24 protein-coding genes are annotated in these 24,977 nt (G+C 53.6%); 3 read left to right on the top strand and 21 right to left on the bottom strand.

Going from position 1 to position 24,977, the window contains the following annotated elements:
- Positions 1-45 precede the first annotated feature (45 nt).
- The 4 genes from ABD920_RS23735 to serS all read right to left on the bottom strand — a co-directional run bounded on the left by ABD920_RS23735 (position 46) and on the right by serS (position 3,934).
- The gene (locus ABD920_RS23735) at positions 46-1,155 is read right to left on the bottom strand and encodes a glycoside hydrolase family 130 protein (protein WP_345163176.1); all 1,110 of its coding nucleotides are present in this window, start codon (positions 1,153-1,155) and stop codon (positions 46-48) included.
- Positions 1,156-1,214: 59 nt separating this feature from the next.
- Entirely contained in the window at positions 1,215-1,826 is a 612-nt protein-coding gene (locus ABD920_RS23730) for a hypothetical protein (protein WP_345163173.1), read from the bottom strand.
- A 71-nt stretch (positions 1,827-1,897) separates the two neighbouring features.
- Complete coding sequence (locus ABD920_RS23725; RefSeq protein ID WP_345163170.1) at positions 1,898-2,311, bottom strand: toxin-antitoxin system YwqK family antitoxin; 414 nt, start codon at positions 2,309-2,311, stop codon at positions 1,898-1,900.
- 348 nt (positions 2,312-2,659) lie between these two features.
- Entirely contained in the window at positions 2,660-3,934 is a 1,275-nt protein-coding gene (gene serS / locus ABD920_RS23720; protein ID WP_345163167.1) for a serine--tRNA ligase, read from the bottom strand.
- A gap of 284 nt (positions 3,935-4,218) precedes the next feature.
- Between serS and rho the strand changes: the two genes are divergently transcribed.
- A complete protein-coding gene (rho, locus tag ABD920_RS23715) occupies positions 4,219-6,108 on the top strand; it encodes a transcription termination factor Rho (RefSeq protein WP_345163164.1) in 1,890 nt (629 codons plus the stop codon).
- Positions 6,109-6,568: 460 nt separating this feature from the next.
- Here the strand turns inward: rho and ABD920_RS23710 are convergent, their stop codons facing one another.
- The 4 genes from ABD920_RS23710 to ABD920_RS23695 all read right to left on the bottom strand — a co-directional run bounded on the left by ABD920_RS23710 (position 6,569) and on the right by ABD920_RS23695 (position 9,601).
- Positions 6,569-7,042: a hypothetical protein gene (locus ABD920_RS23710; RefSeq protein WP_345163161.1), complete on the bottom strand. Its 474-nt coding sequence runs from the start codon at positions 7,040-7,042 to the stop codon at positions 6,569-6,571.
- Positions 7,043-7,116: 74 nt separating this feature from the next.
- Positions 7,117-7,992 carry a UbiA family prenyltransferase gene (locus ABD920_RS23705; RefSeq protein WP_345163158.1) on the bottom strand — a complete coding sequence of 292 codons (876 nt, stop codon included), beginning with the start codon at positions 7,990-7,992 and terminating at the stop codon, positions 7,117-7,119.
- Between the two features lie 153 nt (positions 7,993-8,145).
- A complete protein-coding gene (locus ABD920_RS23700; protein WP_345163155.1) occupies positions 8,146-8,931 on the bottom strand; it encodes a class I SAM-dependent methyltransferase in 786 nt (261 codons plus the stop codon).
- Between the two features lie 163 nt (positions 8,932-9,094).
- On the bottom strand, positions 9,095-9,601 hold the full coding sequence (locus tag ABD920_RS23695) for a hypothetical protein (RefSeq protein ID WP_345163152.1): 507 nt from the start codon (positions 9,599-9,601) through the stop codon (positions 9,095-9,097).
- Between the two features lie 193 nt (positions 9,602-9,794).
- Between ABD920_RS23695 and ABD920_RS23690 the strand changes: the two genes are divergently transcribed.
- A complete protein-coding gene (locus ABD920_RS23690) occupies positions 9,795-12,119 on the top strand; it encodes a penicillin-binding protein 1A (RefSeq protein ID WP_345163149.1) in 2,325 nt (774 codons plus the stop codon).
- An 86-nt stretch (positions 12,120-12,205) separates the two neighbouring features.
- On the opposite strand, the gene ABD920_RS23685 is transcribed toward ABD920_RS23690, so the two are convergent.
- The 4 genes from ABD920_RS23685 to ABD920_RS23670 form a co-directional block, all read right to left on the bottom strand.
- Entirely contained in the window at positions 12,206-12,766 is a 561-nt protein-coding gene (locus ABD920_RS23685; protein WP_345163146.1) for a hypothetical protein, read from the bottom strand.
- A 117-nt stretch (positions 12,767-12,883) separates the two neighbouring features.
- Positions 12,884-13,801: a TIGR01777 family oxidoreductase gene (locus ABD920_RS23680; RefSeq protein ID WP_345163143.1), complete on the bottom strand. Its 918-nt coding sequence runs from the start codon at positions 13,799-13,801 to the stop codon at positions 12,884-12,886.
- Positions 13,802-13,928: 127 nt separating this feature from the next.
- Entirely contained in the window at positions 13,929-14,633 is a 705-nt protein-coding gene (gene folE / locus ABD920_RS23675) for a GTP cyclohydrolase I FolE (RefSeq protein WP_345163139.1), read from the bottom strand.
- Positions 14,596-15,003, bottom strand: coding sequence for a 6-pyruvoyl trahydropterin synthase family protein (locus ABD920_RS23670; protein ID WP_345163135.1), 408 nt, complete (start codon positions 15,001-15,003; stop codon positions 14,596-14,598). Before ABD920_RS23670 ends, folE begins: the two co-directional genes overlap by 38 nt.
- Before the next feature lie 214 nt (positions 15,004-15,217).
- On the opposite strand from ABD920_RS23670, the gene ABD920_RS23665 reads away from it, so the two are divergent.
- Positions 15,218-15,916 carry a DNA repair ATPase gene (locus tag ABD920_RS23665; protein WP_345163132.1) on the top strand — a complete coding sequence of 233 codons (699 nt, stop codon included), beginning with the start codon at positions 15,218-15,220 and terminating at the stop codon, positions 15,914-15,916.
- Positions 15,917-16,279: 363 nt separating this feature from the next.
- Here ABD920_RS23665 and ABD920_RS23660 read toward each other — a convergent pair whose 3' ends face one another.
- The 9 genes from ABD920_RS23660 to ABD920_RS23620 form a co-directional block, all read right to left on the bottom strand.
- Positions 16,280-16,864: an inorganic diphosphatase gene (locus tag ABD920_RS23660; protein WP_345163129.1), complete on the bottom strand. Its 585-nt coding sequence runs from the start codon at positions 16,862-16,864 to the stop codon at positions 16,280-16,282.
- Between the two features lie 161 nt (positions 16,865-17,025).
- Entirely contained in the window at positions 17,026-17,379 is a 354-nt protein-coding gene (gene rplS / locus ABD920_RS23655) for a 50S ribosomal protein L19 (RefSeq protein ID WP_345163126.1), read from the bottom strand.
- A 161-nt stretch (positions 17,380-17,540) separates the two neighbouring features.
- Entirely contained in the window at positions 17,541-18,218 is a 678-nt protein-coding gene (gene trmD, locus ABD920_RS23650) for a tRNA (guanosine(37)-N1)-methyltransferase TrmD (RefSeq protein WP_345163123.1), read from the bottom strand.
- Positions 18,218-18,799: a ribosome maturation factor RimM gene (gene rimM / locus ABD920_RS23645; RefSeq protein WP_345163120.1), complete on the bottom strand. Its 582-nt coding sequence runs from the start codon at positions 18,797-18,799 to the stop codon at positions 18,218-18,220. The genes trmD and rimM overlap by 1 nt, the downstream gene beginning before the upstream one ends.
- 11 nt (positions 18,800-18,810) lie before the next feature.
- Positions 18,811-19,365, bottom strand: a complete 555-nt coding sequence (locus ABD920_RS23640; RefSeq protein ID WP_345163116.1) for a 30S ribosomal protein S16 — start codon at positions 19,363-19,365, stop codon at positions 18,811-18,813.
- A gap of 245 nt (positions 19,366-19,610) precedes the next feature.
- The gene (locus ABD920_RS23635; RefSeq protein ID WP_345163113.1) at positions 19,611-20,387 is read right to left on the bottom strand and encodes an acyl-CoA desaturase; all 777 of its coding nucleotides are present in this window, start codon (positions 20,385-20,387) and stop codon (positions 19,611-19,613) included.
- Positions 20,388-20,555: 168 nt separating this feature from the next.
- On the bottom strand, positions 20,556-21,224 hold the full coding sequence (locus tag ABD920_RS23630) for an RluA family pseudouridine synthase (RefSeq protein ID WP_345163111.1): 669 nt from the start codon (positions 21,222-21,224) through the stop codon (positions 20,556-20,558).
- A 104-nt stretch (positions 21,225-21,328) separates the two neighbouring features.
- Positions 21,329-22,147 (bottom strand): 3-methyl-2-oxobutanoate hydroxymethyltransferase, encoded by an 819-nt coding sequence (gene panB / locus ABD920_RS23625; RefSeq protein WP_345163109.1) that lies wholly within the window; start codon positions 22,145-22,147, stop codon positions 21,329-21,331.
- A gap of 75 nt (positions 22,148-22,222) precedes the next feature.
- Positions 22,223-24,919: a putative LPS assembly protein LptD gene (locus ABD920_RS23620; RefSeq protein WP_345163107.1), complete on the bottom strand. Its 2,697-nt coding sequence runs from the start codon at positions 24,917-24,919 to the stop codon at positions 22,223-22,225.
- Between the last annotated feature and the right edge of the window lie 58 nt (positions 24,920-24,977).

The following is a 24,977-nucleotide window of genomic DNA, read 5'->3' as shown; positions in this document are numbered from 1 at the left end:
ATATAGGACTATATAACAAGAAGCGGCTGTGGTGAATGGAAGGAGTTACTTTGCTTCCTCTTTTACCGCTACCGCTATTTTAGAGTCCGCCGTTCCGTAATACAGGAACCATTTGTTCTGGAAGTACACCAATCCCTCCACAAAGCAAACCTCATTTACTTCGCCCACTTTTTCATAAGGCTTGTCCGGCTGAATGAAATTAGAGTCTGTTCTGGCGATGAGTCTGTAAGGTTGGTCCTGGTCGAAAAGTGCCTGCCCGGCGCTGTAGGTAAACTTCGGCAGGCCAGGGTCGTTGTAATTTGCTGCGTTGCTCCCGTTATAGATCAACAGGATACCTGCGTCCTGCAGCAGGGCATATGGGCCGGGTTCCACCAGGCGGCTGTCGAAGTAGCCCGGGCGGGGGTGCAGCACCGACACCATTTTCTGCGTCTCCTCATTCTCCACAACCTCCCACCGGATCAGGTCTTCTGAAGAAGCCATGAATAAATCGGTATCGCCAAAGTACATCCAGTACTTCCCGTCTATTTTGGCGGCCACCATTTTATTCCCTACCCGCTGCGCTACAATCGCCCCGGACTTCGACCAGGTGTCTTTGTACTTTCCTTCTCCCAGTACAAGCCCATGTTTTGTCCAGGTCTGCAGGTCTTTTGAAGTGGCCAGGCACAGCCGGGCGGTTTTGCCATCGTAGGCGGTATAGGTGAGGATATAGGTGCCGTCTTCGCTTTCCACCACCCGCGGGTCTTCGATGCCCCCGGGCCACTCGTATTTTTTAAATTCGTCGTTCTCGGGGTACAGCACCGGCTCCGGTTGCTTCGTGAAATGCAGGCCGTCTTCGCTGATGGCCAAGCCTAGCCTGGAGGTCATGTGGTTGTCCTGCGCCCGGTAAATCATATATACCTTGCCGTCTTTTACCACAGCCGAGGGATTCAGCACGTTCCGCGCCTCCCATTTCACCAGGCTGTCGCTGACAGGGCACTGAAAGTCCTGGCCGGGCGAAGGCTGCAGAATGGGGTTCAGGCTGTCCACCTTCACAAAATTGAGCAGCGCCCATTCGTCGGCTTCAGGGGTAGTAACTTCCTGTGGCTGTTTCCCATTTTCCTGGGTGCAGTTTGTGAGCAGAAAGGAGAGCAGCAGGATATAGAGAGGTCTCTTCATAACTTTTTTAACTGGATATATTTATGAGTTACTAGCGGCTTGGCTATAAAGTGGCGCAGCTACTTTATAGGTGTTGTTGGCAGCGGTAGTTTTAACTTTCTTTTTAAGCTGTCAGATAGTTCCTCTACACCGAATGGAGCTAGATACAGAAGTACATCTTCAGTAGTGCTAAAATGCCTATTCTCACTCTTAGCTAAATTTTGTTTTTCGAGTAGCATGAGGAGCTTTACTACCCTTTTCCAGTCATTTTCCAAAGTGCCTTGCATCTTCACTTCCCCATTATAAAAGACAAAGCGCATGGAAATCCAACCAGCGTCTTCTGCATTGTTATAATTATTCTTCAGGCTGTTGAAGTCTGTAGAATCGAGAAGTCCATAGATCCTTTCCATACTGGTCGAGTCAAGCTTAGCTTTATAATTCTCAACAACTGTTCCGCTGTCTTTTTCTCTTATGCGAAAGTAAAGTACACTGTCTTGAGTTATTTCAACGTCTTTCCCATACTTCTCACGGCTCCAACCTGGCTCGACCGAAAAGATAATTCTTTCAAAACTAACCTCCTCCTGTTCAGCAGGGACTTCTTCAGGAGTCACCACTTTTAACTCATTACTTTCTTCCTGATTTCCACAAGATGAAAGAAATAACAGAAGTATAAATAGAAAGGGGATTTTCATAGTTTCTATTACTCCCAACGGTTGGGCTATGGTGTATTTATGCACTATAGATGGTGTTGGCGGAAGCAGTTTTAGAAATCTTTACAGCCTATTTTCTCTCCATTCCTGCTGAAATAGCACTCTCTGACCTTGATGCCATTTTTATGGTATATCTCAAGCGTGTCAACCACTTTCCCATTCATATACCTCCCTTCCATATACACAATATTTGTTATGGGCCAGTATCTCACAAATGGCCCATGCATTACTCCATCTTTGTGGTTCATGATGGTGCGTATCTTTCCGTCTTCGAAGTAATATATAGATGTACTATCTGCCATGCCTTCGGTATACTTCCCTTCAAAACTCTTGCCCCCATTTGGGTAATAAGCAATTGTATCACCATGTGATAAACCCTGCTTGTACATGGCATAAGTCTTTATATTACCGTTTTCATAATATACACTTGTGCCTCCATGTCTTTGCCCCATGTAAGTTTCAGACACTGTTTTGAGTGACCCGTTCTCATAGTAACCTGTATCAAGATTAGAGCAGGATGCAAAAATGGATGTACAAAAGCAGAGGGTTATCAACCATACTTTATGATTTAAAATGCTATTGAACAATTTTTGTTTTTTTGAGTTCTGTAATTGTTGTTACCGCCAACTTGCAGATACAAGGAGTTATTACGTTTAGCCAACCAACTGTAGGCGGATAAACGTAACTGAGCTACCGAATATACTATATATAATCTGATATATAGATAAAGGGTTTGCTCATAAAGATCATCTATAAAGCAGGAGCGCCCCGGCAGATGCCGGGGCGCTCCTGTTCAAATAGGAAGAATCATTAACTCAGCCAATCTTCTCAAAGCCCAGGTAGGGGTGCAGTACCTTCGGCATGTTGATGCCCTTCGGGGTCTGGTTGTTCTCCAGTATGGCGGCGACGATGCGTGGCAGGGCCAGGGCGCTGCCGTTGAGCGTGTGCAGCAGCTGCGTTTTGCCGGATTCTGTTTTGGTTCGCAGTTTCAGGCGGTTGGCCTGGTACGTCTCGAAGTTAGAGGCAGAGCTTACCTCCAGCCAGCGGCCCTGGGCGGTGGAGTATACTTCCATATCGAAGGTGAGGGCAGCGGTGAAACCCATATCGCCGCCGCACAGGCGCAGCACGCGGTAGGGCAGCTCCAGTTTCTGTAACAGGCCCTGTATGTGCCGGCTCATATCCTCCAGCGCCTCATACGACTTCTCGGGCAGCGTAATCTGCACAATCTCCACCTTATCGAACTGGTGCAGGCGGTTGAGGCCGCGCACATCGGCGCCCCACGAGCCTGCCTCGCGGCGGAAACAGGGGGTGTGGCCGGCGTTCTTCACGGGCAGCTGCTCCGCAGGCAGAATCATGTCGCGGTACAGGTTCGTGATCGGCACCTCGGCCGTCGGGATCAGGTAAAGGTTGTCTTCGGTGGCGTGGTACATCTGGCCCTCCTTGTCGGGCAGTTGGCCGGTGCCGAAGCCGGAGGCCTCGTTTACCAGGATCGGGGGCTGCACCTCCATATAGCCTGCGGCGATGGCCTCGTCGAGGAAGAAGTTGATGAGCGCGCGCTGCAGCCGCGCCCCCTGCTTTTTATATACCGGGAAACCCGCGCCGGTTATCTTGTTGCCCAGCTCAAAATCGATGATGTCGTACTTCTGGATCAGCTCCCAGTGCGGCAGCGCTCCTTCAAATAATTCCGGAATTTCGCCGTGTTGCAGAACTACTTCGTTGTCTTCCGGTGTTCTACCAGCAGGCACGCTCTCGTGCGGTAAGTTTGGCAGGCGGTATAGGGCCTGCTGAATCTGCTCCTCCACAGCCGAAAGTTGCTCGGCAAGCGATTTAGTCTTCTGCTTCAGTTCGGACGTTTCGGATTTACAGGCCTCGGCCTTCTCGCGCTCCCCGTTCTTCATCAACATGCCGATTTCTTTGGAGATGGAGTTAGCCCTGCCCTGCAGCTCGTCGTGCTCGCTTTGCACCTGGCGGCGCTGCTGGTCGAGTTCCAGCAGTGCGGCGACTTCTTCGGCCGCGTTTTTGTAGTTTTTCTTGTTCAGACCTTCAATGACGTGTGCGGTCTGTTCTCTTAAAACTGATAACTGTAGCATAGTTGGGTGTGGTATATAGATGCAAAAATATACTTTTTTGAGGAGATAGAGCCATTTGCGAAATCTTTTCGCCCTAAACTGAAACTTTTATTATAAAAAACTCCGTAATATTTGTTAATTATAAGGCATTGCAATAACATTGCGGTACAATTGACGAAGGCCCATGCCTGTGCCTCTCTGACTCTTTCGCAACCTATTCTATTTTCCTAATTAATAACAGAATCTCTCGCTGCGTTCGCCTATCGTGCAACCTGGCAGGTTAATTAACTACCATACCGTTATTTATGTATAATATTGATGAATTGAAAGATAGACTTCTTTCAGAACTCAAGGAAATTGCTGAGGACTTAGGTGTAAAAAACTTTAAGAAACTAAGCAAACAAGACCTTGTCTACAAAATCCTTGACACGCAAGCCGTAACCCCTCCCGAGCAATTACCGAAAAAGTACAAGTCTGCCGCCGGAAGCGCCGCCGCAGGCACAATGGAAGCCCCCGAAACCAACATTGCCGTAGCCGAAGAAGAAAAAGAAGTGGCCTTGGCAGAAGCGCCTGCACCAGCGCCCGCAAAAAGAGAAACAAAGAGAGAAAGACGACCTGCCCCTGAACCAGTGGCCGCCCGCGCCGAAAGCAGCACCGCCACGGTAGCGCCAACACCGGCACCAGCCAAAGACCATGGCGCGCAGAACAACCGCGAGCGCGTACGCAACGACAACCGCACCGAGACGCAGACCCAAACCCGTGAGGGAAGAGACGACAGCAGAGGAAACGATAACAGAGGCAACGACAACCGCAACGAAAACAGGGATAGCCGCAGCGACAGCAGGGGCAACGATGCCGTTAAAGAAAGCCGTGCCGACAGAGACAACCGCAACGACAACCGCGGAAACGACAACCGGGGCAACGACAACAGAGGAAACGATGCCCGGGAGGCCCGCACCGAGCGCGACAACCGCAACGATAACAGAGGCAACGATAGCCGCAACGACCGCAGCAGCGACAACACGCCACCGCGCCGCGCCAACCAGCAGCAGGCGCAGAGCAGCACTAATTTCAAGGAGTTTGACGGTATTATCCTAAACGAAGGCGTGCTGGAACTGATGCAGGATGGGTATGGCTTCCTGCGTTCCACGCACTATAACTACCTGGCCAGCCCGGATGATATCTATGTGTCGCCCTCGCAGATAAAGCTTTTCGGACTGAAAACAGGAGACACCGTGAAAGGCCAGATCCGGCCGCCGAAAGAAGGCGAGAAGTACTTTGCCCTCCTGAAAGTGGAGACCGTGAACGGCCGCACCACCGAGGAGATCCGTGACCGCATCCCGTTCCAGCACCTGACGCCGCTGTTCCCGCAGGAGCGCCTGAAACTGACAACAAGGCCAAGCCAGATCTCTACGCGTGTGCTGGACCTTTTCGCCCCGATCGGCAAAGGCCAGCGCGGAATGATCGTGGCGCAGCCCAAGACAGGTAAAACCGTGCTCTTGAAAGAGATTGCCAACGCTATCTCTGAAAACCACCCGGAGGTATACCTGATGATCCTGCTGATTGACGAGCGTCCGGAAGAAGTAACGGACATGGCCCGCAGCGTGAATGCAGAGGTAATTGCCTCAACATTCGACGAAACAGCCGAGCGCCACGTGAAAGTGTCGAGCATTGTGCTGGACAAAGCCAAGCGCATGGTAGAGTGCGGCCACGACGTCGTGATCCTGCTGGACTCTATCACCCGCCTCGCCCGTGCCTATAACACCGTTGTTCCTTCCTCTGGTAAGATATTATCAGGTGGTGTGGATGCCAACGCGCTGCACAAGCCGAAGCGCTTCTTCGGTGCTGCCCGCAACGTGGAGAACGGCGGATCCCTGACCATCATCGCCACGGCCCTGATCGACACGGGCTCTAAGATGGATGAGGTGATCTTCGAAGAATTCAAAGGTACCGGTAACATGGAACTTCAGCTGGACCGCAAGCTGGCCAACCGACGCACGTACCCGGCGATCGATGTGCCTGCCTCCGGTACGCGCCGCGAAGACCTGCTGATGGACAAGGACGAACTGAACCGTATCTGGATCCTGCGCAAGTTTATGTCCGATATGAACTCCATCGAAGCCATGGAATTCCTGAAAGACAGAATGGTGGGAACCAAGAGCAACGAAGAGTTCCTGATTTCGATGAACGGCTAAGCGAAAGCTCAGCTCCCTATATATACATAAACGCAGCAGCCTGCTTGCCGAAAGGTGAGCGGGCTGCTGTGTTTATATGGGACCAGTTCTTTTAGGTATGAGCAATACCTATATTAATTAGGCTTTACGCGCACTCGCTGTGCAAGTGTGTTCAAACCACCCCTGCCCCTCCTTGTCCAATGAGGGGAGTCTGCTGCTGCTTTCTCGAACTTTGAAGCCTGTAGTTGAAGATATAGCTTTAAGAAGCTCATCAGATAGAATCATATATAGCTTGGCGCTTGCGGTGTGGAAGGGAGTAGAAGGAGTAGGTAAAACGCCCCTCCTTGGACTCTAAAGGGGTCCCTTAACCCCCAGGAGGGGCAGGGGTGGTTTGACTGATGTGCACGACCCGTTCGAGAATTATATTTCTGCCCACTTTCTAACTCTCTAAATTTCTAACTCTCTAACTCTCTAACTGAATTCACTGCCAGAAAGCATAATCGGGATGCTGAAGCAGGTAGACCGTGTAAGTCATCACCAGGCCAAAAACAACGTGCGCGAATATGAGCGTGACGAGATAGGATCTCAGGTTCAGGAGCGGTGGTTTGGGATGCACCATGAAAAAGAAATACCAGATCACCATGGCGATGATGCCGTGCCCGAGCCCCAGGAGCAGCCCCCACGATGCGGTGAGCATACCGACACCAGAATCCCAGAGCGCCAGGTATATGAGCGCGAAGAAAATACCCACCACATAATACGCCACCGTGCCCGCCGCTTTAGTGCTCACCGTATCGGAGAGGCTCCCGTCAGGCTGCGTACGGAAAAGCAGCATGGTGCCGAGTATCCTGATAACCTTCATGACACGGTGCGTCGCGTAAGAAAGCAGGTATAAAAAAGCCGTCATGGCGGCGGTGGCAGCCAGCCCACCCAGAATCGCATGCATCAGTTTCATAGTGGAAGCATTGTTTAGCCTGTATATACGGGGCCGCGGGCAGATATATAAAACAGGTATATAAATAACGCGGTCTACAGAAAAGCCCGCGCCGCAATCATGATGATAAAGGCCGCGCTGATGCTGAGCGAGGAGATCTTGTTCATCTGCATGGTATTCTCATAACTGACTTCCCGCAGGTCCTGCCGCGCCTTGAGCACCCAGCCCGCAAAAAAGTAAACCACCGGCGCTGTGCAGACCAGGAAAATAAAGATGTTGCGTACCTGGTCGGTGGTGAGATACAGGTAGAGCAGCAGTAAGGTGCCGAGGGTAAGGCTGATCGCCGCGAACAGGTACGTCCCGCTTATGCCCAGGATCAGGCTCAGGGTGCGGTCGCCGCGCTGCCTGTCTTCGGCGTGCTGGTAAATCTGGGTGAGCGGGTAGGAGCCGCAGAGAAAGAGCGTGCTGACGAGCGCAAAGCCAATATGCGGTGGCTGCAGCACTTCCGTCAGCGGGAAACCGACCCCCACCAGCACCATCACAAACGTGAAGGCACCCTGGAAAAAGGTAACGACAAAAGTGCTCAGAAACGGGTATTTCTTTAGCCGGATGCCCTCATAACTGTAAGCCTTCGACACGAGCAGGTACAACGCCACCAGCGCCCCGAACAGCGGCGAAAGCAGCATCCCCAGCACCACGGCCAGCACATCAAACAGCAACACAAGATGCATGAGCTGCCGCGTCACCTTCGGAGGGTGCTTTAAACCGCCGATGCTGCCCTCGTCGCGGTCGTAATAGGAGTTGTAGCCGTTACTGGCGGGGTATACCAGCAGGTGCAGGATCAGGAATACGGCCACCGCCTGCCACACGTCATATCCCGTTTCCGTGCTCAGTGCAAACCAGAAGATCGGCATCAGGTAAACGGAAAAGGGTATCCGCATCAGCGTGAGGGCGCTCTTATAGCCTTTCATTTAACTTTAGTACTTGATATTGTCATATACTTCTCTCTATCGTTATACAGAATTGTTGCTTCGTGAGCTATATAGGTACAGGTAATCAGCTAAAACGCAATGGCAGAATGCAGCGATGCAGCGTTTGCCCTTTCAAAACCCAGTCATTTCAAATCACTCCTCTGGGTACCCGATGAGGTAGATCACGTGCTTGCCGGGGCGCGTGCCGGCCATGCCGGTTCGCCAGCTGTAGTTCGGGATATCTATGTCCTGTGCCATTTTTTGCAGCATCTGCGGGGTGTAGATCCGGAGCAGCGACACGGTGCCGTCCCAGATGATGCCCAGTGGAATAAGCGGCACGAGGTAGGTGAAAAAGAGCCTGCTGAGGCTGAACGGCCGGATGAAAGGCGTTACCACCAGAATGATGACCGGGAAAACCGTCCAGAGCAACAGCAGCTCCAGCCAGCTTTTTCGCGCCCCTTCAAAAATACCGATGGCGGCCTTGTCGTGGGCGGCACGCTGCAGAATAGCCCTGGCCACGGCAGGCGGAAAGTGATGGAACGAGGAGAAGATGGTGCGCACGCCAGTTATATGCGCCGGCACAGCGGTGGCATCCACCGGTTCGGGGATATAGCCAAGGGCGCCGCCGGAAGTTTGCTGCAGGTAGCTGTATGAATTTATATTCGGGTAAAGGTCGGAGAGGGTAACGCGGATGGTGGCACCCATGCGCTGGCTCAGCTCTCGCTGCACCACGGCAATGCCGCCCCCGGCGCCGGAGCACAGGTCAAGAATGTGGTGCTGCTGCGTGCGCTCCAGCAGTTCCTGCAGCAGGGGCAAAGCGGCTTCGTAAGCCCCCAGCTTCGAAATCATGAAGCGCAGGAAGTCGAGCATGCCCTGGCGGATGACGTGCGGAAACCATCGCTGGTCTTCGAATTCGAAAAGCTGAAGGCGTAAGTTCAAGGGTCTGGCTTTATAAGCCTTACCTCGCAGCAGCCCGAAAGGTTGCTGCAACTGCTTCTTGCCAGGTTGCCTACCGTGACGTTATATATAGGCTACCCCTCTTTTCATGTTTAGGCAGGACCGCATGCTGAATCGGGAGAGCTGCAATTATATAGGGTTGGAGTTAGTGCATATATCCTCCTCTGCCTGCGCCTACCTTCATGCCGTCGCCGGTGTTGCTGAACAGCTGCCAGTACTCTTCCTCCGGCTCCTGCGGGTCTGGGGAGACAGTGAGGGTGCTGTGGTCGGTGAAATACACGGTAAAGCCATATTCCTCCAACGGTTCCACCCGCGCCACGACCAGGGCAGGCACACGCTTCGCCAGTTCCAGCAATCGCTGGTCGCGGAGGCTGGAACCGGGCACTTTCCAGTCCCATACCGGCGACGGCAGCCCTGCTTCGCGCCGGCGTATATATACCTCGCTGTGTTTGATGGCGTCACCCGCGGATGGCTGCAACTGCCAGGGGCAGTTAAGGGCCAGCGTTATTTCGCCCACGTCCAGGATCAGGCCTTGCGGCGTGGTGTAGCGGGTGCTCCCGAAATGGAAGAACTGCACCAGCCCGTTGCGGGTGGTTTTGGTGAGCGGCAAGCCTCGGAGCCTCTCAAATTCCTGTGCGGGCGCTGGTTGCATAAGTGGGTGCTTTGGGGGTGGCGTGGTCTGGCGCAAAGATAACAGGCAGGGGTAAAAGTACGGACGTTTTGCCGAACGTTTACTAAGTTTTGAACCTTTAAATCTTAGTTGTTGTGTACAAAAGGTATATTTGCAGTCGTTTTGAAACGAGCGTGAACGGGAATTTAACGAGGGTGTCCTCTTTTTGATAAGCATGCTGCAAGAGCAAGAAGTAGTAGAAAAGCCAAAGAAACCAATCTACAAAAGCATCATCGGATTTATCTGGAAATGCCTGTTTCTGGGCGTCGCCTTTGTGATTGGGTACCTGCTGAGCGTGGAGAACAACCTGTTTTACCTCTTCGGCTCCTCCCCGAGCCTGGATAAGCTGGAAAACCCGCGCTCCGACCTCGCCTCGGAGTTGTATACCGCCGATGGGCAGCTGATCGGGAAGTACTTTCGCGAGAACCGCAGCCCCGTCAGCTACGACAGCGTCTCGCCGATGCTGATCAAGGCGCTGATCGCCACCGAGGATGCGCGGTTCTACGAGCACTCCGGCATCGATCCCGCCGCCATTGCCTCGGCCGTTTACGGCACTTTACAAGGCGATGCCCGCGGGGCCAGCACCATTACGCAGCAGCTCGCCAAAAACCTCTACAAAACCCGCACCGATAACTCCAAGGGGGTGCTGGGGCATATACCGGGGGTAAACCTCGTGATCTCGAAGACAAAGGAATGGCTGACGGCCATCAAGCTGGAGCAGCGCTACACCAAGGAGGAGATTCTGGCCATGTACCTCAACACCGTCGATTTCGGCTCCAACTCCTTCGGCGTGAAAGTGGCCGCCAAAACCTTTTTCGGCACTTCGCCCGACAGCCTGAAGACGGAGCAGGCCGCCGTGCTGGTGGGGCTTCTGAAGGCGCCGACGTACTACAGCCCGCGCTTTAACCCCGAAAACGCCACCCGCCGCCGCAACACCGTGCTGGCGCAGCTGGCCAAGTATAATTACATTGCGCCTACGCAGGCCGACTCGCTGAGCCAGCTGCCCCTGGTGCTGGATTACAGCGTGGAGAACCATTACGACGGCCCCGCCACCTACTTCCGGGGCGCCGTGGCCGATTACCTGCAGGAGTGGACGAAGCAGAACGGCTACGACCTGTACCGCGACGGCCTGAAGATCTACACCACCATCGATTCCCGGATGCAGGCGCACGCCGAGGAGGCCATGGAGAAACATATGCGCACGCTCCAGCGCCGCTTCGACAACCACTGGGAGGGCCGTAACCCCTGGGTGGATGAAAAGGAACGCGAGATTCCGGGATTTATAGAAGCCACCATCAAGCGCACGGCCTATTACCAGCGCCTGAAGAAAAAGCACGGCAACGACACGGCGGCCATCAACAAGGAACTGAACACGCCGCGCGAGATGATGGTGTTCACCTGGGACAACGACTCACTGGAGAAGAAGGTGACCATGAGCCCGCTGGACTCGCTCGCCTACTACAAGCACTTCCTGCACGGCGGCATGATGACCATGGACCCCTTCTCCGGGCATATAAAAGCGTGGGTGGGCGGCATCAACTTCAAGTATTTTAAGTACGACCACGTGAAACAGGCGCGCCGGCAGCCGGGTTCTACGTTCAAGCCCTTTGTATATGTGGCCGCCATCGACAACGGCTACTCGCCCTGCGACAAGATTGTGGACAAGCGCATTACGATCAACTACGTGGAGAAAGGGGAGAAGAAAAGCTGGTCGCCGACAAACGCTGACTGGGAATATACCGGCGCGCCGATGACGCTGCGCCGCGCCATGGGCAAATCGGTGAACTCCGTAACGGCACAGCTCACCGAGCTGGTCGGGTGGGAGACAGTGGTGAAGTACGCCCACCGGCTGGGCATTAACAGCCCGCTGGAGGAGGTCCCGTCTATCGGCCTGGGGCCAAGCGATGTGTCCATCTATGATATGGTGGGCGCTTACAGCACCTTTCCCAACCAGGGTTTTTATACCAAGCCCATGTTCATTACCCGCATCGAGGACCGCAACGGCAACCTGATCCACCAGTTTGTGCCGAAGCAGAAGAAGGTGCTGAGCGAGGAGACCGCTTTCCTGATGATGCATATGCTGAAGGGCGGTATGGAGGAGCCGGGCGGCACCTCGCAGGCGCTGTGGGAGTACGACCTGTGGAAAGGCAACGAGATCGGCGGCAAAACCGGCACCACCTCTAACCACTCCGATGGCTGGTTCATGGGCGTTACGAAAGACCTGGTGACCGGTATATGGGTGGGCGGCGAAGACCGCAGCATCCACTTCCGGACTTCGCAACTGGGGGAGGGCTCTAAAACCGCGCTGCCTGTGTTCGGCTTATATATGGAGAAAATCTACGAGGACAAGGACCTGGGCTATACCATGGGGCGCTTTCCGCAGCCAACGGTCAAGATCAGCAAGAAGTATAACTGCACCACCGTGCTGCCAAGGGCGGAGCCGGACTCAACAAAGCTGGATGAAGTGCTGGAACTGCTGAACACGGGTAATATGCTGTAGTGGAGTAAAAGGGGGCGGGATTTAACGTACAGGGCTATAAGGAGGCGTAACTGCCTTATAGGTGTGGTTAGCATGCAGGCTTTCTTTTATTTATTGCTGATTCTAATAAATTCAAAACCCAAAAAGCCCCTTGCTATACAAAGCGAAATCAGTCCATTTTCTTTGTATCGTTCCCACTTTGGTTTATAAAGCTCAATACGCTCTTCTTTTCCATTTATAGTTACATATAGCCAATGAGCTTTTGTACGTCTACCTCCTGAAGATTTTCTCTCTATGAGATAATCAGAACATTCAGCAGTCGAGCTTAGTTTATCGTTGGTGAAAGCAGATATTTCAGGAACAAGCATTGTCAGTCCGATAAATATTAAACTGGTCGATACATATTTAGAATTCTTTTCATATACTTTGAATTCTGGCAAGATTGAAAACAGTACCAAGACTAAAATCAAAGAAAATAAAAAGCCTGCAAAAGCAAATACAATAAAGAATTGAGTGCTTTTTAAAATATTGTCGAAACTAACTGCTCCCAATCCAAACATAGCTGCGAAACATGTAAGAAAGGCAAAAACATCAATTACCCAGTATCTTTGAGATTTTGGTGACTGAATTCTCTTCTTTTTAACTTTCTTTAAATTCTCATTATTCATCTTTTAGCTTAATGCTAACGTACGGATATGCGGAAACATACGGTTATCTGACTTATATATTAAGACAGAATCACTTCTTTCAATGAACAGCCAGGATTTATATATGTAGCGGTCTCCTCAATCCTTCTCCTCCTCATAAAAAGACTCCAGGGCCTCATCCAGATAGTTGTACTCAAAGGTAAAGCCGGTTTGCAGCACTTTGTTGGCGCTCACGCGCACGCTCGACAGCACCACTTCACTCATCTCGCCCATCACCAGGTTCAAGGCAAAAGCGGGCACGTTGGGCAGCATAATCGGGCGGTTCATCGCGTTGGCCAGGGCCTGCATAAACTCTTTGTTCGTGACAGGGTGCGGAGACACGGCATTGTACACCCCATGAAATTGCGTGTCTTCTATGGCGCGTATAAACAAGCGGCAGGCATCGTCTATATGGATCCAGGACATATACTGCTTGCCCGAGCCTAAGGTAGCGCCAGCCATCATCTTCACCGGCCTTGCCATCTGGGGCAGCGCACCGCCCTTCGTGCTCAGCACAATGCCCAGGCGCAGGATAACGGTGCGCAGGTTCAGGTCGTGCATCTGCCAGGCCGAGGCCTCCCAGGCTTTGCATACCTCCGCCAGGAAATCATCGCCGGTTGTGTTCTCTTCGGAGATCAGCCGGTCGCCGGAGTCGCCATATACGTTAATGCCCGAAACAGACACAAAGCCTTTTACGTGGTGCTCTACCTCGCTGAGGCACTTGTAAAGCAGGTTCGCGCTCTTCACGCGGCTGTTGATGATCTCTTTCTTGCGCTCCTCCGTCCATTTATCGGTGGCCAGGCTGGCCCCCGCCAAGTGCACGATATAATCGGCGTAGGTGATGGCGTTCTCGTCTATATATCCCTCCTTTACATCCCAGCGGAAGGTTTTGTACTTGGAGACTTTGTCGGGGTTGCGGCTTAGGTGTGCTACCTCATACCCCTGGTCGATGAGCATTTCTGAGAGGCGCATGCCAATTAACCCGGATCCACCTGTAATTAAAATTTTACCAGACATAGTTGTTCTTAAAAATGATTAGGCATAGAACTACCCTATACGCAATACAGGTATATTTAAGTTTTTTAATATTCCTTTGGAGGAAATTAAGTAGGTTTTCAAATGCGCAGAGCGGTGCGGCAGCTCTTTATTTCGTGCTGCGGATGTGTCCTAAGAACTCGTTGCGGTACTGGTCCTGGTCGAAAAGGCCGGAGTACTCCGCCGTTATGGTGCTGCTGCTCACGTCGTTCACGCCACGGCTCATCACACACAGGTGGTCAGCTTCGATCATCACCGCCACGTTCTCCGTCTGCAGTGCCTGCTTCAGTTCGTTCGCGATCTGCATGGTCATGCGCTCCTGCACCTGCGGACGGCGGGCGTAGTAGTGCACAATGCGGTTCAGTTTCGAGAGCCCGATCACGTGCTCGTTGGGTATATAGGCCACGTGCGCCTTCCCGATGATCGGCACAAAGTGGTGCTCGCAGGAGGAGTACACGGTAATGTCGCGCTCCACCAGCATCTTGCTGTACTTGTACTTGTTCTCGAAGCGGCGGGCCACCGGCTTGTTATCGGGGTGCAGGCCGCTGAAAATCTCCTTCACGTACATTTTGGCCACGCGCAGCGGGGTGCCTTTTAGGCTGTCGTCGGTCAGGTCGAGGCCCAACGTGTGCATAATCTCCTTAAAGTGCTCGGCGATGATCGCGATCTTCTCCTGGTCGGTAAGGGCAAAGGCATCCGGACGCAAGGGGGTGTCCAAAGAGCTCATGACGTGGTCGTCCATCGCTTCTTCGTCCCGGGTTATATCTAGCTTGTGGCTATCCATGGTATTCCACAAAGTTTCTTTCTGTTTCATAAAGTGTTACGGCTAATTCGTAGTCGGGGCTGATTTTTCCCCGGAGCTTCTCCCATATTACCACGGCAATGTTCTCAGCCGTCGGGTTCAGGTGCCTGAACTCCTCGGTGTCGAGGTTCAGGTTCTTATGATCAAATTTTTCCAGCACTTCCTCCTTTACCAGCTCGCTCAGCTTTTTCAGGTCATACACATAGCCGGTTTCGGGGTCTACAGCACCTGTTAGCCTCACATAGAGTTCGTAGTTGTGCCCGTGGTAGTTGGGGTTGTTGCACAAGCCAAACACGGCATTGTTTTGTTCGTCGGTCCAGGAGGGGTTGTGAAGCCTGTGTGCGGCGTTGAAATGCTCTTTCCGGCTAATGGTTACTTTCATAGGGTATAGAACAACTACGGCGGCACGATTGTTCGGCTCCCGGTAAATGATTTGAGAATGCGAAAGCTACAAGTTTGCAAAGTTAATGTACCTGTCCCGATTGCCAAATCAAAATCAGGCGAAATTAATTCGGCACCGGCCTGCTCAATCTCACCCCGATTCTCTATTTTAGTGAACGGAAATTACCTTAAACAGTACAATAAAAACCTTACTCATGAGAGGAATTATACTCGCGATGCTTTTGATGCTCACCGGCGTTTGCCAGGCGCAGGTGGTGCAGGTGGTGGAAAAGGAACAGGACTTACACGGCGTCATCCGGCGCGGGCAGCAGCTTTCGGTGGAGATAGACCCTAAGACAGTGGAGAAATCGTGGAAAGACTACCTGGGCAAAAAAGCGGGGAAAGTAAAGAGCAGCAAGGGCGTATATACGGTAGAGAGTGCCGTGATCGATACAATTTCCAACGCTCCGATGCGGGTGGTATCCGTGGTGAGCAGCAGCGCCCAGGGCAGCACCGTGTGGTGGAGCCTGGACATGGGCGTGGCCTATATAGACAAGGACGCGACACCCACCGAGTATGCCGCTTCCGAGCGATTTCTGCGCGGCTTTGCCCGCAAGCTGTACCGCGACGACGTGCTGCGCCAGATAAACGAGGCTGAGGACGTGCTGCGCGCCACCAAGTCGGAGCAGGACCGGGTGGTGAAGGAAGCAAACAGCATCCAGCAGAGCATAGACAAGAACAGGCAGCGCCGCAAGGACCTGGAGGCGGAGCTGGTGCGCAATGCCGAAGACCTGAAACAGCTGGAGCTAAACGTGGAGCACAACACCAAACAGCAGGAAATAAGCCGCCAGCAGGTGCAGGACATGGAGAAATCGGTGGAGGCGGTGCGGGCCAAGCTGAAGGATATAAAATAGCCCGCAGTCTGGTAGGAGGAAGGGCTTTGTTCCTTTACTCGATCGATACCACACGAAGGGGGTTAGTAGCTAAACTTTTTTAGACACTGCTCTATGAAGAAAAGCGCCGGTTATATATAGCAGGCGCTTTTCCGTTTTCAGTGCCATGCTTCGGCAGTAACAGATACTATAGAACCCCAGTTGCGATTTACTTATTTTATTATAACATGACCCACCCCTGCCTCCGAGGAGTGGACTACACTTAAGGCAGATTCCCCTTTCGGGAGAGGCAGGGGTGGGTTTCAGTCATAAAAAAATTATCCTGCTATATATCGCTACATAGGTTAATTACCAGGTAGCAACTGTAAAATCCATGCTATAATTCTACAGCCGCATCCAGCGCTGAATCTCCTTCTCCGCGAACTTCTCGTCGCGCCAGCCTACGAAGTTGGTGTTGGCTGCGGCGTTGTAGTTGGCAAACCATTCCTCTAAAATGGTCTTGACAGCGGGATAATCGACGCTCAGGCCGTTGTAATTGGTCGCCTCGATCTGGCGCTCGCTTGGCCGGGCGGGCACGGCCACCACAATGTGCTGCAGTTCCCCCTCTGTCTCCAGTTGTATCAGCCCGATCGGAATCACCTCCTCCACAGTACCCGTCTCCAGCCGCTCCGAGAGCACCAGCACCTCCAGCCCCTTGCCGTTGCTGTTGATCTCGGTGGAAGGGATAAAGCCCAGGTTGGCGGGGTAGGGCAGGAAACCGATCACACGGTTCTGTCCGGCCATTTTGTCGTTCACGAACGCCTTCTGCTCCTGGTTATATACCAGCTTGTGGTTGCTGCCCGCTGGCGTCTCGATCACGGCCTGCAGCTGTTTGTTGCCAGTGTACGTCGGCAGCTCCGCGTAGTCTGTTTTGCAGGAGAACAGCCACAGCGCCAGCAGCGGGAGGTATCGGTTTATATATGGTTTCATGTGTTTCGCTTTCGCCTCAAGTTAAGCAAAGATAAGCAGCCTGCGCGGGCGGGGAAAGCGATGCGGCAAAAGGCGGTGCCGGAAATGCGGGAACAAAAAAGAGGAGCCGGTTCTGGTCGGCTCCTCTTCACTAACTAGGTGATCTATGAAAACAGGTATTTTTATCTTCTCTCCTTGATGCGGGCAGCTTTACCCTGAAGGCCTCTCAGATAGTACAATCTGGCTCTTCTTACTTTACCTCTTCTCACCACATCGATCTGCTCGATGGCTGGGGAAAGAAGTGGGAAAATACGCTCTAATCCGATTTGGTTAGATACTTTTCTGACAGTGAAAGTCTCACCGTTCGTGTTCACGTTCTTGCGCTGAATCACGACGCCCTGGAACTGCTGAATACGCTCTTTGTTACCCTCACGGATCCTTACGTGGATGTTGATCGTATCACCTGCCTGGAAAACTGGAAAAGAGGCGCGCTTGTCGGTAGATTCCTCCTCTATGAATTTAATTAATTCGCTCATGATGGCTATGTTCTTAAAAGTATCTTCTTCAAATTTCGGACTGCAAAGATATGTAATAATTTCTTACATAAGAATATTTGCAGCAAAAAAATATAATATTCAGCGATCTTTTCGCTATGGGTATGAGGCCCGTAGCTGCAGATAACCCTGTTTTCAGGCGGCTACTCGCCTAGCAAGTCCGGTCGCCGCTGCCTTGTGCGCTCCACGGCCTTCTCGAAACGCCACGCGTCAATCTTCGGGCCGTCGCCGGAAAGCAGTATCTCCGGCACCTGCAGGCCCTTGTAATCCGCTGGCCGGGTATATACCGGTGGCGCCAGCAGTCCGTCCTGGAAAGAGTCCGTCAGCGCCGAGGACTCATCGTTCAGCACGCCCGGTATAATCCGGATGATGGCATCTGCCAGCACAGCCGCGCCCAGCTCCCCACCCGAAAGCACATAATCGCCGATGCTGATCTCGTGGGTGATGTAATGCTGCCGCACGCGCTCGTCCACGCCCTTGTAATGCCCGCACAGGATCACCACGTTCTGCAGCAGCGAAAACTGGTTGGCGATCTGCTGGTTCAGCGTCTCGCCGTCAGGCGTCATATAGATGATCGCGTCGTAAGTGCGCTCGGCTTTCAGGTCAGTCAGGAGGCGGTCGATCGGCTCAATCATCATCACCATGCCCGCGCCTCCGCCGAAGGCGTAGTCATCTATCTGGCCATGCTTGTTCACGGCGTACCTGCGCAGGTCGTGGATGTGGATTTCCACCAACCCTTTTTGCTGCGCGCGCTTCACAATAGAATGGCTGAAGGGACTGTCCAGCAGGTCGGGCTGGCAGCTGATGATGTCAAAACGCATTATTTCTCCTCCTCCGCGTCCTCATCGAGGTCGTCGGCTTCATCGGGGCTGGCTGGTTGGGTATATACTTCGAGCAGCCCCTCGGGCAGCTTCACGTGCAGCTGCTTCGCCTGGTGGTCAGCCCGCAGTACGATCTCATCCATCACCGGCACCAGCATTTCCTGGTTCTGGTACTCCATGGCCATCAGCTGCTGTTGCGGCATGTCGTAGAAGTCCTTCACGGTGCCGAGGGGGCCGTGGTTTTGGTCAACCACCTGATACCCGATCACCTCATGGAAGTAGAACTGGTCCTCCTCCAGTTCGGGCAGCTCGTCGAGGGGCAGGTAAATGGCCGTGTTGCGCAGCGTTTCAGCCTGTTCGATGGTATTGATATCCTCGAACCTGATAATAAAGCGGCCTTTCTGCACCGGCTCCATCAGGGCTATAAAAAAAGGAACCAGTCTTCCTTTTTGCTCAAGGAAAACTGATTCCAGATCTTCATAATCTTCGGGGTAGTCCACGTCGAAAAACGCGACTACTTGCCCCTTGGTGCCATGGGTTTTGACGATATAGCCTAATTGGAAACAGTCATCAATGTTCATGGCAAGGATGTTTATGCTTGCTCTTCCGTTGCGGCTTCGCCTTCTTCGGCAGCAGGTGCCTCCGGGGCTTCTTCCTCGGCAGGAGCAGGGGCGTTGGCGGCAGCTTTGTCAGCCTCGCGCTGGCGGATCGCCTCGGCACGCGCTTCTTTCACTTTCGTCTCAGCGTCAAACGCCGCTTTCTTGGCAGCCTCTTTCGCAGAGCCAAGGTTCTGGCGCTTGTCCTCGATCTTCGCCTCTTTGGCTTCTTTCCACTCAGCCAGGCGGGAATCAGCAGTTTCCTGAGAAATAGCGCCCTTGATCACACCGATCTGCAGGTGCCTTCTGTAAAGCACGCCTGTGTAAGAAAGCATCGCTTTCACAGTGTCGGTAGGCTGCGCGCCGTTCATCAACCACTGGAACGCTTTGTCTTCGCTGAAGTCAATAGACGCGGGGTTGGTGTTCGGGTTGTAAGTGCCCAGTTTCTCAATGAACTTCCCGTCACGCGGGGATCTTGCATCTGCTACCACGATATCATAGATAGCTGATTTTTTGCGGCCTCTGCGGGCCAGTCTGATTTTTACTGCCATTTTATATATAAAATTTACGTCGGAGGAACTCGTCCACCAGTTTAGAACCGCAAAGGTAAGGATTTATCCCTTAACAACTACAAGTTTAACTGAATTTATATAGGGCCTACGGCGCTTATTCGCGGCACGGCAGAAGCCGGTGCAGGGGCGCAGGCTGATGGAGCCCATATAAGCAGGTGCCCTATATAAAAGCAGCCCTCCGTTGCGGGAGGGCTGCTTTTATGCTTAAAACCATATATGAATCGCTAGGCTGCGGCCTGAGACTTAGAGCGCGGGGCAGCCTTCACTTTTACTTTCACGGGCTTCAGCTTAATGACGTGGAGCTTGTTCAGCGTCCAGATCACGGGCCAGGTTGGGTCCACCTCCCACCATTTCACGCCGAAGTTCACGCGGTTGGGCAGCTTGTGGTGGTTGTTCTGGAACAGCTCACCGCCCGTCAGGAAGTCGAAGAAAAGCGAGTTGCGGGATTTGTCGTGGTTGTCGAAGTTCTGGTAGCCGTACTTGTGGCCGCTCCAGTTCACGATGGCACCGTGTATCGGGCCCATCAGGAAGTGAACGGGCAGCAGGAGGAACATCCACCACTGTGTGGCAAAGGCGATGTAGAACACCACGTAAAACACGCCCCACCCTATCCTGGAGTAATACGAGTCGCCTACTTTCTCGAGTGCGGGCCATACCGGGTAGTTGCCCTCGAACCGGCTCTCCGGCTCCACGCGCTTGTGCAGCACGTTGTTGTAGATCTCCTTCGTTTTCCACATCATCGTGAAGGCGTTGTTCGAGAAATGCGGCGAGTGCGGGTCGCGCTCCGTGTCAGAGAAGGCATGGTGCATGCGGTGCAGGATAGCGTATGCCCGCGGCGACAGGAAGGAAGATCCCTGCCCTATGTACGTCAGCAGGTAGAACGCCTTTTCCCAGAACGGGTTCATGGTGAACATTTTGTGGGCAGCGTAGCGGTGCAGGTAAAAGGTCTGCACAAACAGCGACAGGTACCAGTGCACCACGAAAAAAACAAGTATAGCCATTATAATAAGGAATGATGATAATTAGAGTCTGTTGTCGGGCAGGTAAGTTGCCATAACCGTGCCATGCGTTTTTGCAAATTTACAACACGGATCGAAAGTAAAATAGAGAAGGAGGGGTAAAAGTTCAGAAAATGATTAAAATCATCTTTTTAACCTTATTTCGAGGGGCTACCGGAAAGGGGCCCATACGGCGTTCTGCGGCGGCAGCGCACGCACCGTTACCTGTGTTTTAAGCGTGGGGTGCTCAAACTGCAGCTCGCGCGCGTGCAGCGCAATGCTTTTGTCGGGCAGCGGCTGCGGCGCGCCGTACTTCAGGTCGCCCAGAATGGTGCAGCGCATGGAGGCGAGCTGCACCCGTATCTGGTGTGACCTGCCCGTGATCGGGTTCACCTCCAGCAGGTACTTGTCCTGCTGCGCCTGCAGCAGCTTGTAGTGGAGTTCGGAGCGCAGGCCGCTTTTGTTTTCTTTGGCGTAGGCTTTTGTAATGTTCCGGGAGCTGTCCTTTATGAGCCAGTGCACGAGGGTGCCTTCTTCCTGCGGCGGCCTGTTCTGCACCACAGCCCAATAGGTCTTCTGCGTTTTTTTGCCCCGGAAAAGCTCATTCAGGCGGGCCAGGGCCTTGGAAGTCTTGGCGAGCAGCACCACGCCGCTCACGGGCCGGTCCAGGCGGTGCACCACGCCCACAAACACGTTGCCGGGCTTGTTGTACTTCTCTTTTATATAGGCCTTAGCCAGATCAGCGAGTGTCGTGTCACCCGTCTCGTCTCCGTGCACCAGCAGCCCAGCCGGTTTGTTCACCGCCAGCACATGGTTATCCTCATATAAGACCTCTAACATAGAGTTATGAATTAGAAATTAGAAATTAAAAATTATGAGTGGGAGAGGCAACTACTTTGGTACAGCGCCAATTTCTAATTTCTAATTCATAATTTTTAATTTAGTTAATAGGCTTCTTTCTCGTTCGGGAAGTCGAGGCTCTTAACGTCTTTGATGTAGTTGGTCACGGCATCGGTCATCACGCTGTGCAGGTCGGCGTAGCGGCGCAGGAAGCGGGGCTTGAACTCTTTGTTGATGCCCAGCATGTCGTGCACCACCAGCACCTGCCCGTCCACGTGCGGCCCGGCGCCGATGCCGATGATCGGGATCGTGAGGGCCTCTGCCACGCGCCTGGCAAGCTCTGATGGGATTTTCTCCAGCACAATGGCAAAGCAGCCGAGTTCCTGCAGCAGCTGCGCGTCCTCTATCAGTTTCTGTGCCTCCGCATCCTCCTTGGCCCGCACGGTGTAGGTGCCGAATTTATAGATGGATTGCGGCGTCAGCCCCAGGTGGCCCATCACGGGAACGCCTGCGCTCAGGATGCGGGTCACGGATTCCTTTATCTCGGCGCCGCCTTCCAGCTTGATGCCGTGCGCCCCGGATTCCTTCATGATGCGGATGGCAGAGCGCAGTGCCTCCGAGGAGTTGCCCTGGTAAGAGCCGAACGGCATATCCACCACCACAAAGGCCCGGCTGACGCCCCGCACCACGGAGGAGGCGTGGTAGATCATCTGGTCCAGGGTAATAGGCAGGGTGGTTTCGTGGCCCGCCATTACGTTGGAGGCCGAGTCGCCGACCAGCAGCACATCGGTGCCTGCTGCATCCAGGATGGAGGCCATCGAGAAATCATAGGCCGTGAGCATCGAGATTTTCTCGCCGCGCTCCTTCATGTTCTGCAACTGGTGCGTGGTTATTTTCTTTACGTCGCTTTTATGAACAGACATAGTCGAATCGGTTAGGAGCTGTAAAGCTATGAAATCTACAAATAAAAACAGCCACATGCGGTGTGGCTGTTTCGCTTACCGGTTCCACCCGGACTTCCGCTTCGTCAGTTTCAGGTCGCGCAGCAGCGCCGAGCGGGCATTGATGGTGAGGTTGTAGCCCCGCTGCAGGCCGAAGGGAATCCAGCTGATGCTCATGTCCCAGCAGTGCAGGTCGCGGTGGATGTTAACGGTGGCGTACGAGATGTTCTGGCTGGTGAAGTCGTAGGTGCCGTTGTAGGAGATCTGCCATTTCTCCGTAAGGCCCAGCGTGCCGTTAATGCCCAGGGTCCTGTCGACCCGGGCGGGGGCGGCGGCGGACATGGTAGGGGAATAGTACAGGGTGAAATCCAGCGCCAGCGTCCACGGAATTTTAAAGTCGATGTACTCGGGCAGCATCGGGTCCATGTCCTGCTCCAGCGCAGGCAGGTTCGTGGGGGTTGCCGTGGTCTCGGTTTTACGGGCGTTCGGGTTCAGGTTAGCCCGCAGGTTCAGGTTGGCATTCGTCAGCCGCGCCAGCCGGAGGCGCTGCGGGTCGAAATAATACTCGTCTACCCTTCTGCCGTTGCCAAGGCTGTCTGTATTCAGCTTATACGGGTCGAAGCTCGAGCTGAGCGTAACGTCCAGGAACTTGAACAGGCGCGTGTTCATGGTGAGGCGGATGGGGGCAAGCCGGAAAGAATCGGCGGCGAAGTCGTAGCCGGAGCTTATCCTGAGGTTGTCGATCAGGCTTACCTTCTCGAACTTTGTCTCGCTGCTGTCAGTGTCAGTCGAGTCGGGGTCGGACTTGGCCCTGACCTTCATCTCGATGTTGTTGTCGATGGAGAAGCCCAGCGAACTGCTGAGCGAGGAGCCCGGCGCCCCAGTCCGGAAGCGGGAAAGGGTTTGCACCCGCGTCTCGTTCGTGGTGGGGTTCACGCCTGTCAGAACATCCTGATAGAAGCCAAATTTCGCGTCGCCAAAGTCGGGGCGGTAACTGTAGTTGATGCTGGGCCTGATCAGGTGGCGGATGGCTTCCACGCGCTTGCCTTTTATATAGGCCGTGCCATATATGGTGGTGCTGAGCGAGGCCCCGGCAGAATACTGGTACACGCGGCCGAAGCCGGTGGTGTCGATCTCCACTTTCTGCGAGTCCGGGTTGAAGGAGTAGGTGTACTTCTCGTCCAGCCAGGTCTCGCCGTAGCTGACGCTCGGGGAGAAGTTGAAGAAGCGGAAAATCTTGTAGTTGCCCAGGCCGATGCTGAGGTTGTGGTCGGCCTGCCGCTTGCCGTTTTTCCATATTTCCGACAGGTTGTTCGAGTTAAGCGCCAGGGTGGTGTCTTTCTCTGTTTGCCCGATGATGTTGTTCACCCCGCTTAGCCTGCGGGCGGCAATGCGGTTGTTCACCTCGTTGCGCGCGCGCAGGTTGTAGCCGATGGTGAAGTTCTCGTACCACTTGCCCGTGGCCGGGGCGTTGCTGAAAAGCTCGTACAGGCTCACCGTCGTCATGCTCAGGCTCAGGTCGGGCAGTACAAAGTCCATCGCGCCCGTGGTGGTGTTCTGGGCCTGCCGGGCGCTCACCGTGTAGCTGAAGGGCGAGTTCGGGATCGTTTTCTGGTAAGAGACCTGCGAGTTGAAGGATGGGGACAGGTAATTGGCGGCGCTGGTGTAGTTCAGGCGCTGGTGCAGCTGGCTACCGGCGTTCACGCTGGCCGAGAAACGGCCGCGGCCCGGCTTCTGCACCGGCGTGTGCGACCACCTGATCCAGAAGGTGCGCTGGGAGTTGGGCAGGGCATCGTAGATGTTCTCCGCCGTCGACCTGGCCCGCTCTATATCGGCCTCATCGTTCTTGAAATAGTCATAGGTAACGCCGATCGAACCGCGGTAACTGTAGCGGTTCACATAATCCGTCCGGGTATCCACGTTATAGCCGCCCAGCGAGTAAATGTCGCCCTGCACCAGCGTGCCTATATAGTCGTTCCAGGCAAAGTAGTAGCCGGCGTCCTGCAGGTAAAAGCCGCGCGTGTTCTCCCCGAAGCTCGGCACCTGGATGCCTGATGACCTTTTCTGGTTCTTCGGCGTCGGGAAAAGCCCGAATATAAAGCCCAGCGGCGTCGGGATATCCCCGATCACGAGGTTAAAGGGGCCAGACATCACCTTGCTGTTGGGGATAACCTTGAACTTCTCGGAGCCGATGTAAAAGTGGGGGTGCTCCAGGTTGCAGGTGGTGTAGCGGGAGTGAAGGCCGAAAAACTCGTTGTTTTCGTTTCGTTTCACCACCTCGGCATGTATATAGCCTTCGCCCTGCTGCGTGACCACCTCAGAGATGCGCCCCCGGCGGGTTTTGTAGTTGTATGCAATGTCCTTGGCCGCGTACGTCTGCCCCGCGTCCTTGAAAACAGGCACGCCCACCTCCTTTCCCGTGGAGTCGGGGAGGGTGGTGGCCGTCACCAGGTTGGTCTCGTAGTTTATTTCAATGTAGGCCGCCTCCAGCGACACATCGCCGTAGTTGATTTTCGCGTCGCCGTAGAGGTGCACCACCTCCCGCTCTACTTCAAACTGGATAGAGTCTCTGGCAGAGTATTTGATTGTCGTTTCGATGTCGCCGCGCGGGGCGGAGAGTGCTACAGAATCCGGTGCGGCAGGCACTGTGTCCTGCGGTGCAAGTGGCGCCTGCTCCGTGTCCTGGGCCATCACTTCCTTTGTCGGGAGCAAGGCAATTAGCAGGAGCAGTAATAAAATTAAAATGTGGCGCAAATCTTCAGAGTTCCCTAAAAGTTTACTTATTTTGTACAAAGTTATTGTTTAACTTTTA

The organism is Pontibacter saemangeumensis, assembly GCF_039541895.1.
GTDB lineage: Bacteria > Bacteroidota > Bacteroidia > Cytophagales > Hymenobacteraceae > Pontibacter > Pontibacter saemangeumensis.
The sequence above is the reverse complement of the archived record's forward strand: the minus strand, read 5'-3'. Positions and strand labels throughout refer to the sequence as shown.

Excerpts from the sequence above, each read along its gene's own strand:
- ABD920_RS23735 (WP_345163176.1), bottom strand. The coding sequence starts at position 1,155 with ATGAAGAGACCTCTCTATATCCTGCTGCTCTCCTTTCTGCTCACAAAC.
- ABD920_RS23730 (WP_345163173.1), bottom strand. The coding sequence starts at position 1,826 with ATGAAAATCCCCTTTCTATTTATACTTCTGTTATTTCTTTCATCTTGT.
- serS (WP_345163167.1), bottom strand. The coding sequence starts at position 3,934 with ATGCTACAGTTATCAGTTTTAAGAGAACAGACCGCACACGTCATTGAA.
- rho (WP_345163164.1), top strand. The coding sequence starts at position 4,219 with ATGTATAATATTGATGAATTGAAAGATAGACTTCTTTCAGAACTCAAG.
- ABD920_RS23710 (WP_345163161.1), bottom strand. The coding sequence starts at position 7,042 with ATGAAACTGATGCATGCGATTCTGGGTGGGCTGGCTGCCACCGCCGCC.
- ABD920_RS23705 (WP_345163158.1), bottom strand. The coding sequence starts at position 7,992 with ATGAAAGGCTATAAGAGCGCCCTCACGCTGATGCGGATACCCTTTTCC.
- ABD920_RS23695 (WP_345163152.1), bottom strand. The coding sequence starts at position 9,601 with ATGCAACCAGCGCCCGCACAGGAATTTGAGAGGCTCCGAGGCTTGCCG.
- ABD920_RS23690 (WP_345163149.1), top strand. The coding sequence starts at position 9,795 with ATGCTGCAAGAGCAAGAAGTAGTAGAAAAGCCAAAGAAACCAATCTAC.
- ABD920_RS23685 (WP_345163146.1), bottom strand. The coding sequence starts at position 12,766 with ATGAATAATGAGAATTTAAAGAAAGTTAAAAAGAAGAGAATTCAGTCA.
- ABD920_RS23680 (WP_345163143.1), bottom strand. The coding sequence starts at position 13,801 with ATGTCTGGTAAAATTTTAATTACAGGTGGATCCGGGTTAATTGGCATG.
- folE (WP_345163139.1), bottom strand. The coding sequence starts at position 14,633 with ATGAAACAGAAAGAAACTTTGTGGAATACCATGGATAGCCACAAGCTA.
- ABD920_RS23670 (WP_345163135.1), bottom strand. The coding sequence starts at position 15,003 with ATGAAAGTAACCATTAGCCGGAAAGAGCATTTCAACGCCGCACACAGG.
- ABD920_RS23665 (WP_345163132.1), top strand. The coding sequence starts at position 15,218 with ATGAGAGGAATTATACTCGCGATGCTTTTGATGCTCACCGGCGTTTGC.
- ABD920_RS23660 (WP_345163129.1), bottom strand. The coding sequence starts at position 16,864 with ATGAAACCATATATAAACCGATACCTCCCGCTGCTGGCGCTGTGGCTG.
- rplS (WP_345163126.1), bottom strand. The coding sequence starts at position 17,379 with ATGAGCGAATTAATTAAATTCATAGAGGAGGAATCTACCGACAAGCGC.
- trmD (WP_345163123.1), bottom strand. The coding sequence starts at position 18,218 with ATGCGTTTTGACATCATCAGCTGCCAGCCCGACCTGCTGGACAGTCCC.
- rimM (WP_345163120.1), bottom strand. The coding sequence starts at position 18,799 with ATGAACATTGATGACTGTTTCCAATTAGGCTATATCGTCAAAACCCAT.
- ABD920_RS23640 (WP_345163116.1), bottom strand. The coding sequence starts at position 19,365 with ATGGCAGTAAAAATCAGACTGGCCCGCAGAGGCCGCAAAAAATCAGCT.
- ABD920_RS23635 (WP_345163113.1), bottom strand. The coding sequence starts at position 20,387 with ATGGCTATACTTGTTTTTTTCGTGGTGCACTGGTACCTGTCGCTGTTT.
- ABD920_RS23630 (WP_345163111.1), bottom strand. The coding sequence starts at position 21,224 with ATGTTAGAGGTCTTATATGAGGATAACCATGTGCTGGCGGTGAACAAA.
- panB (WP_345163109.1), bottom strand. The coding sequence starts at position 22,147 with ATGTCTGTTCATAAAAGCGACGTAAAGAAAATAACCACGCACCAGTTG.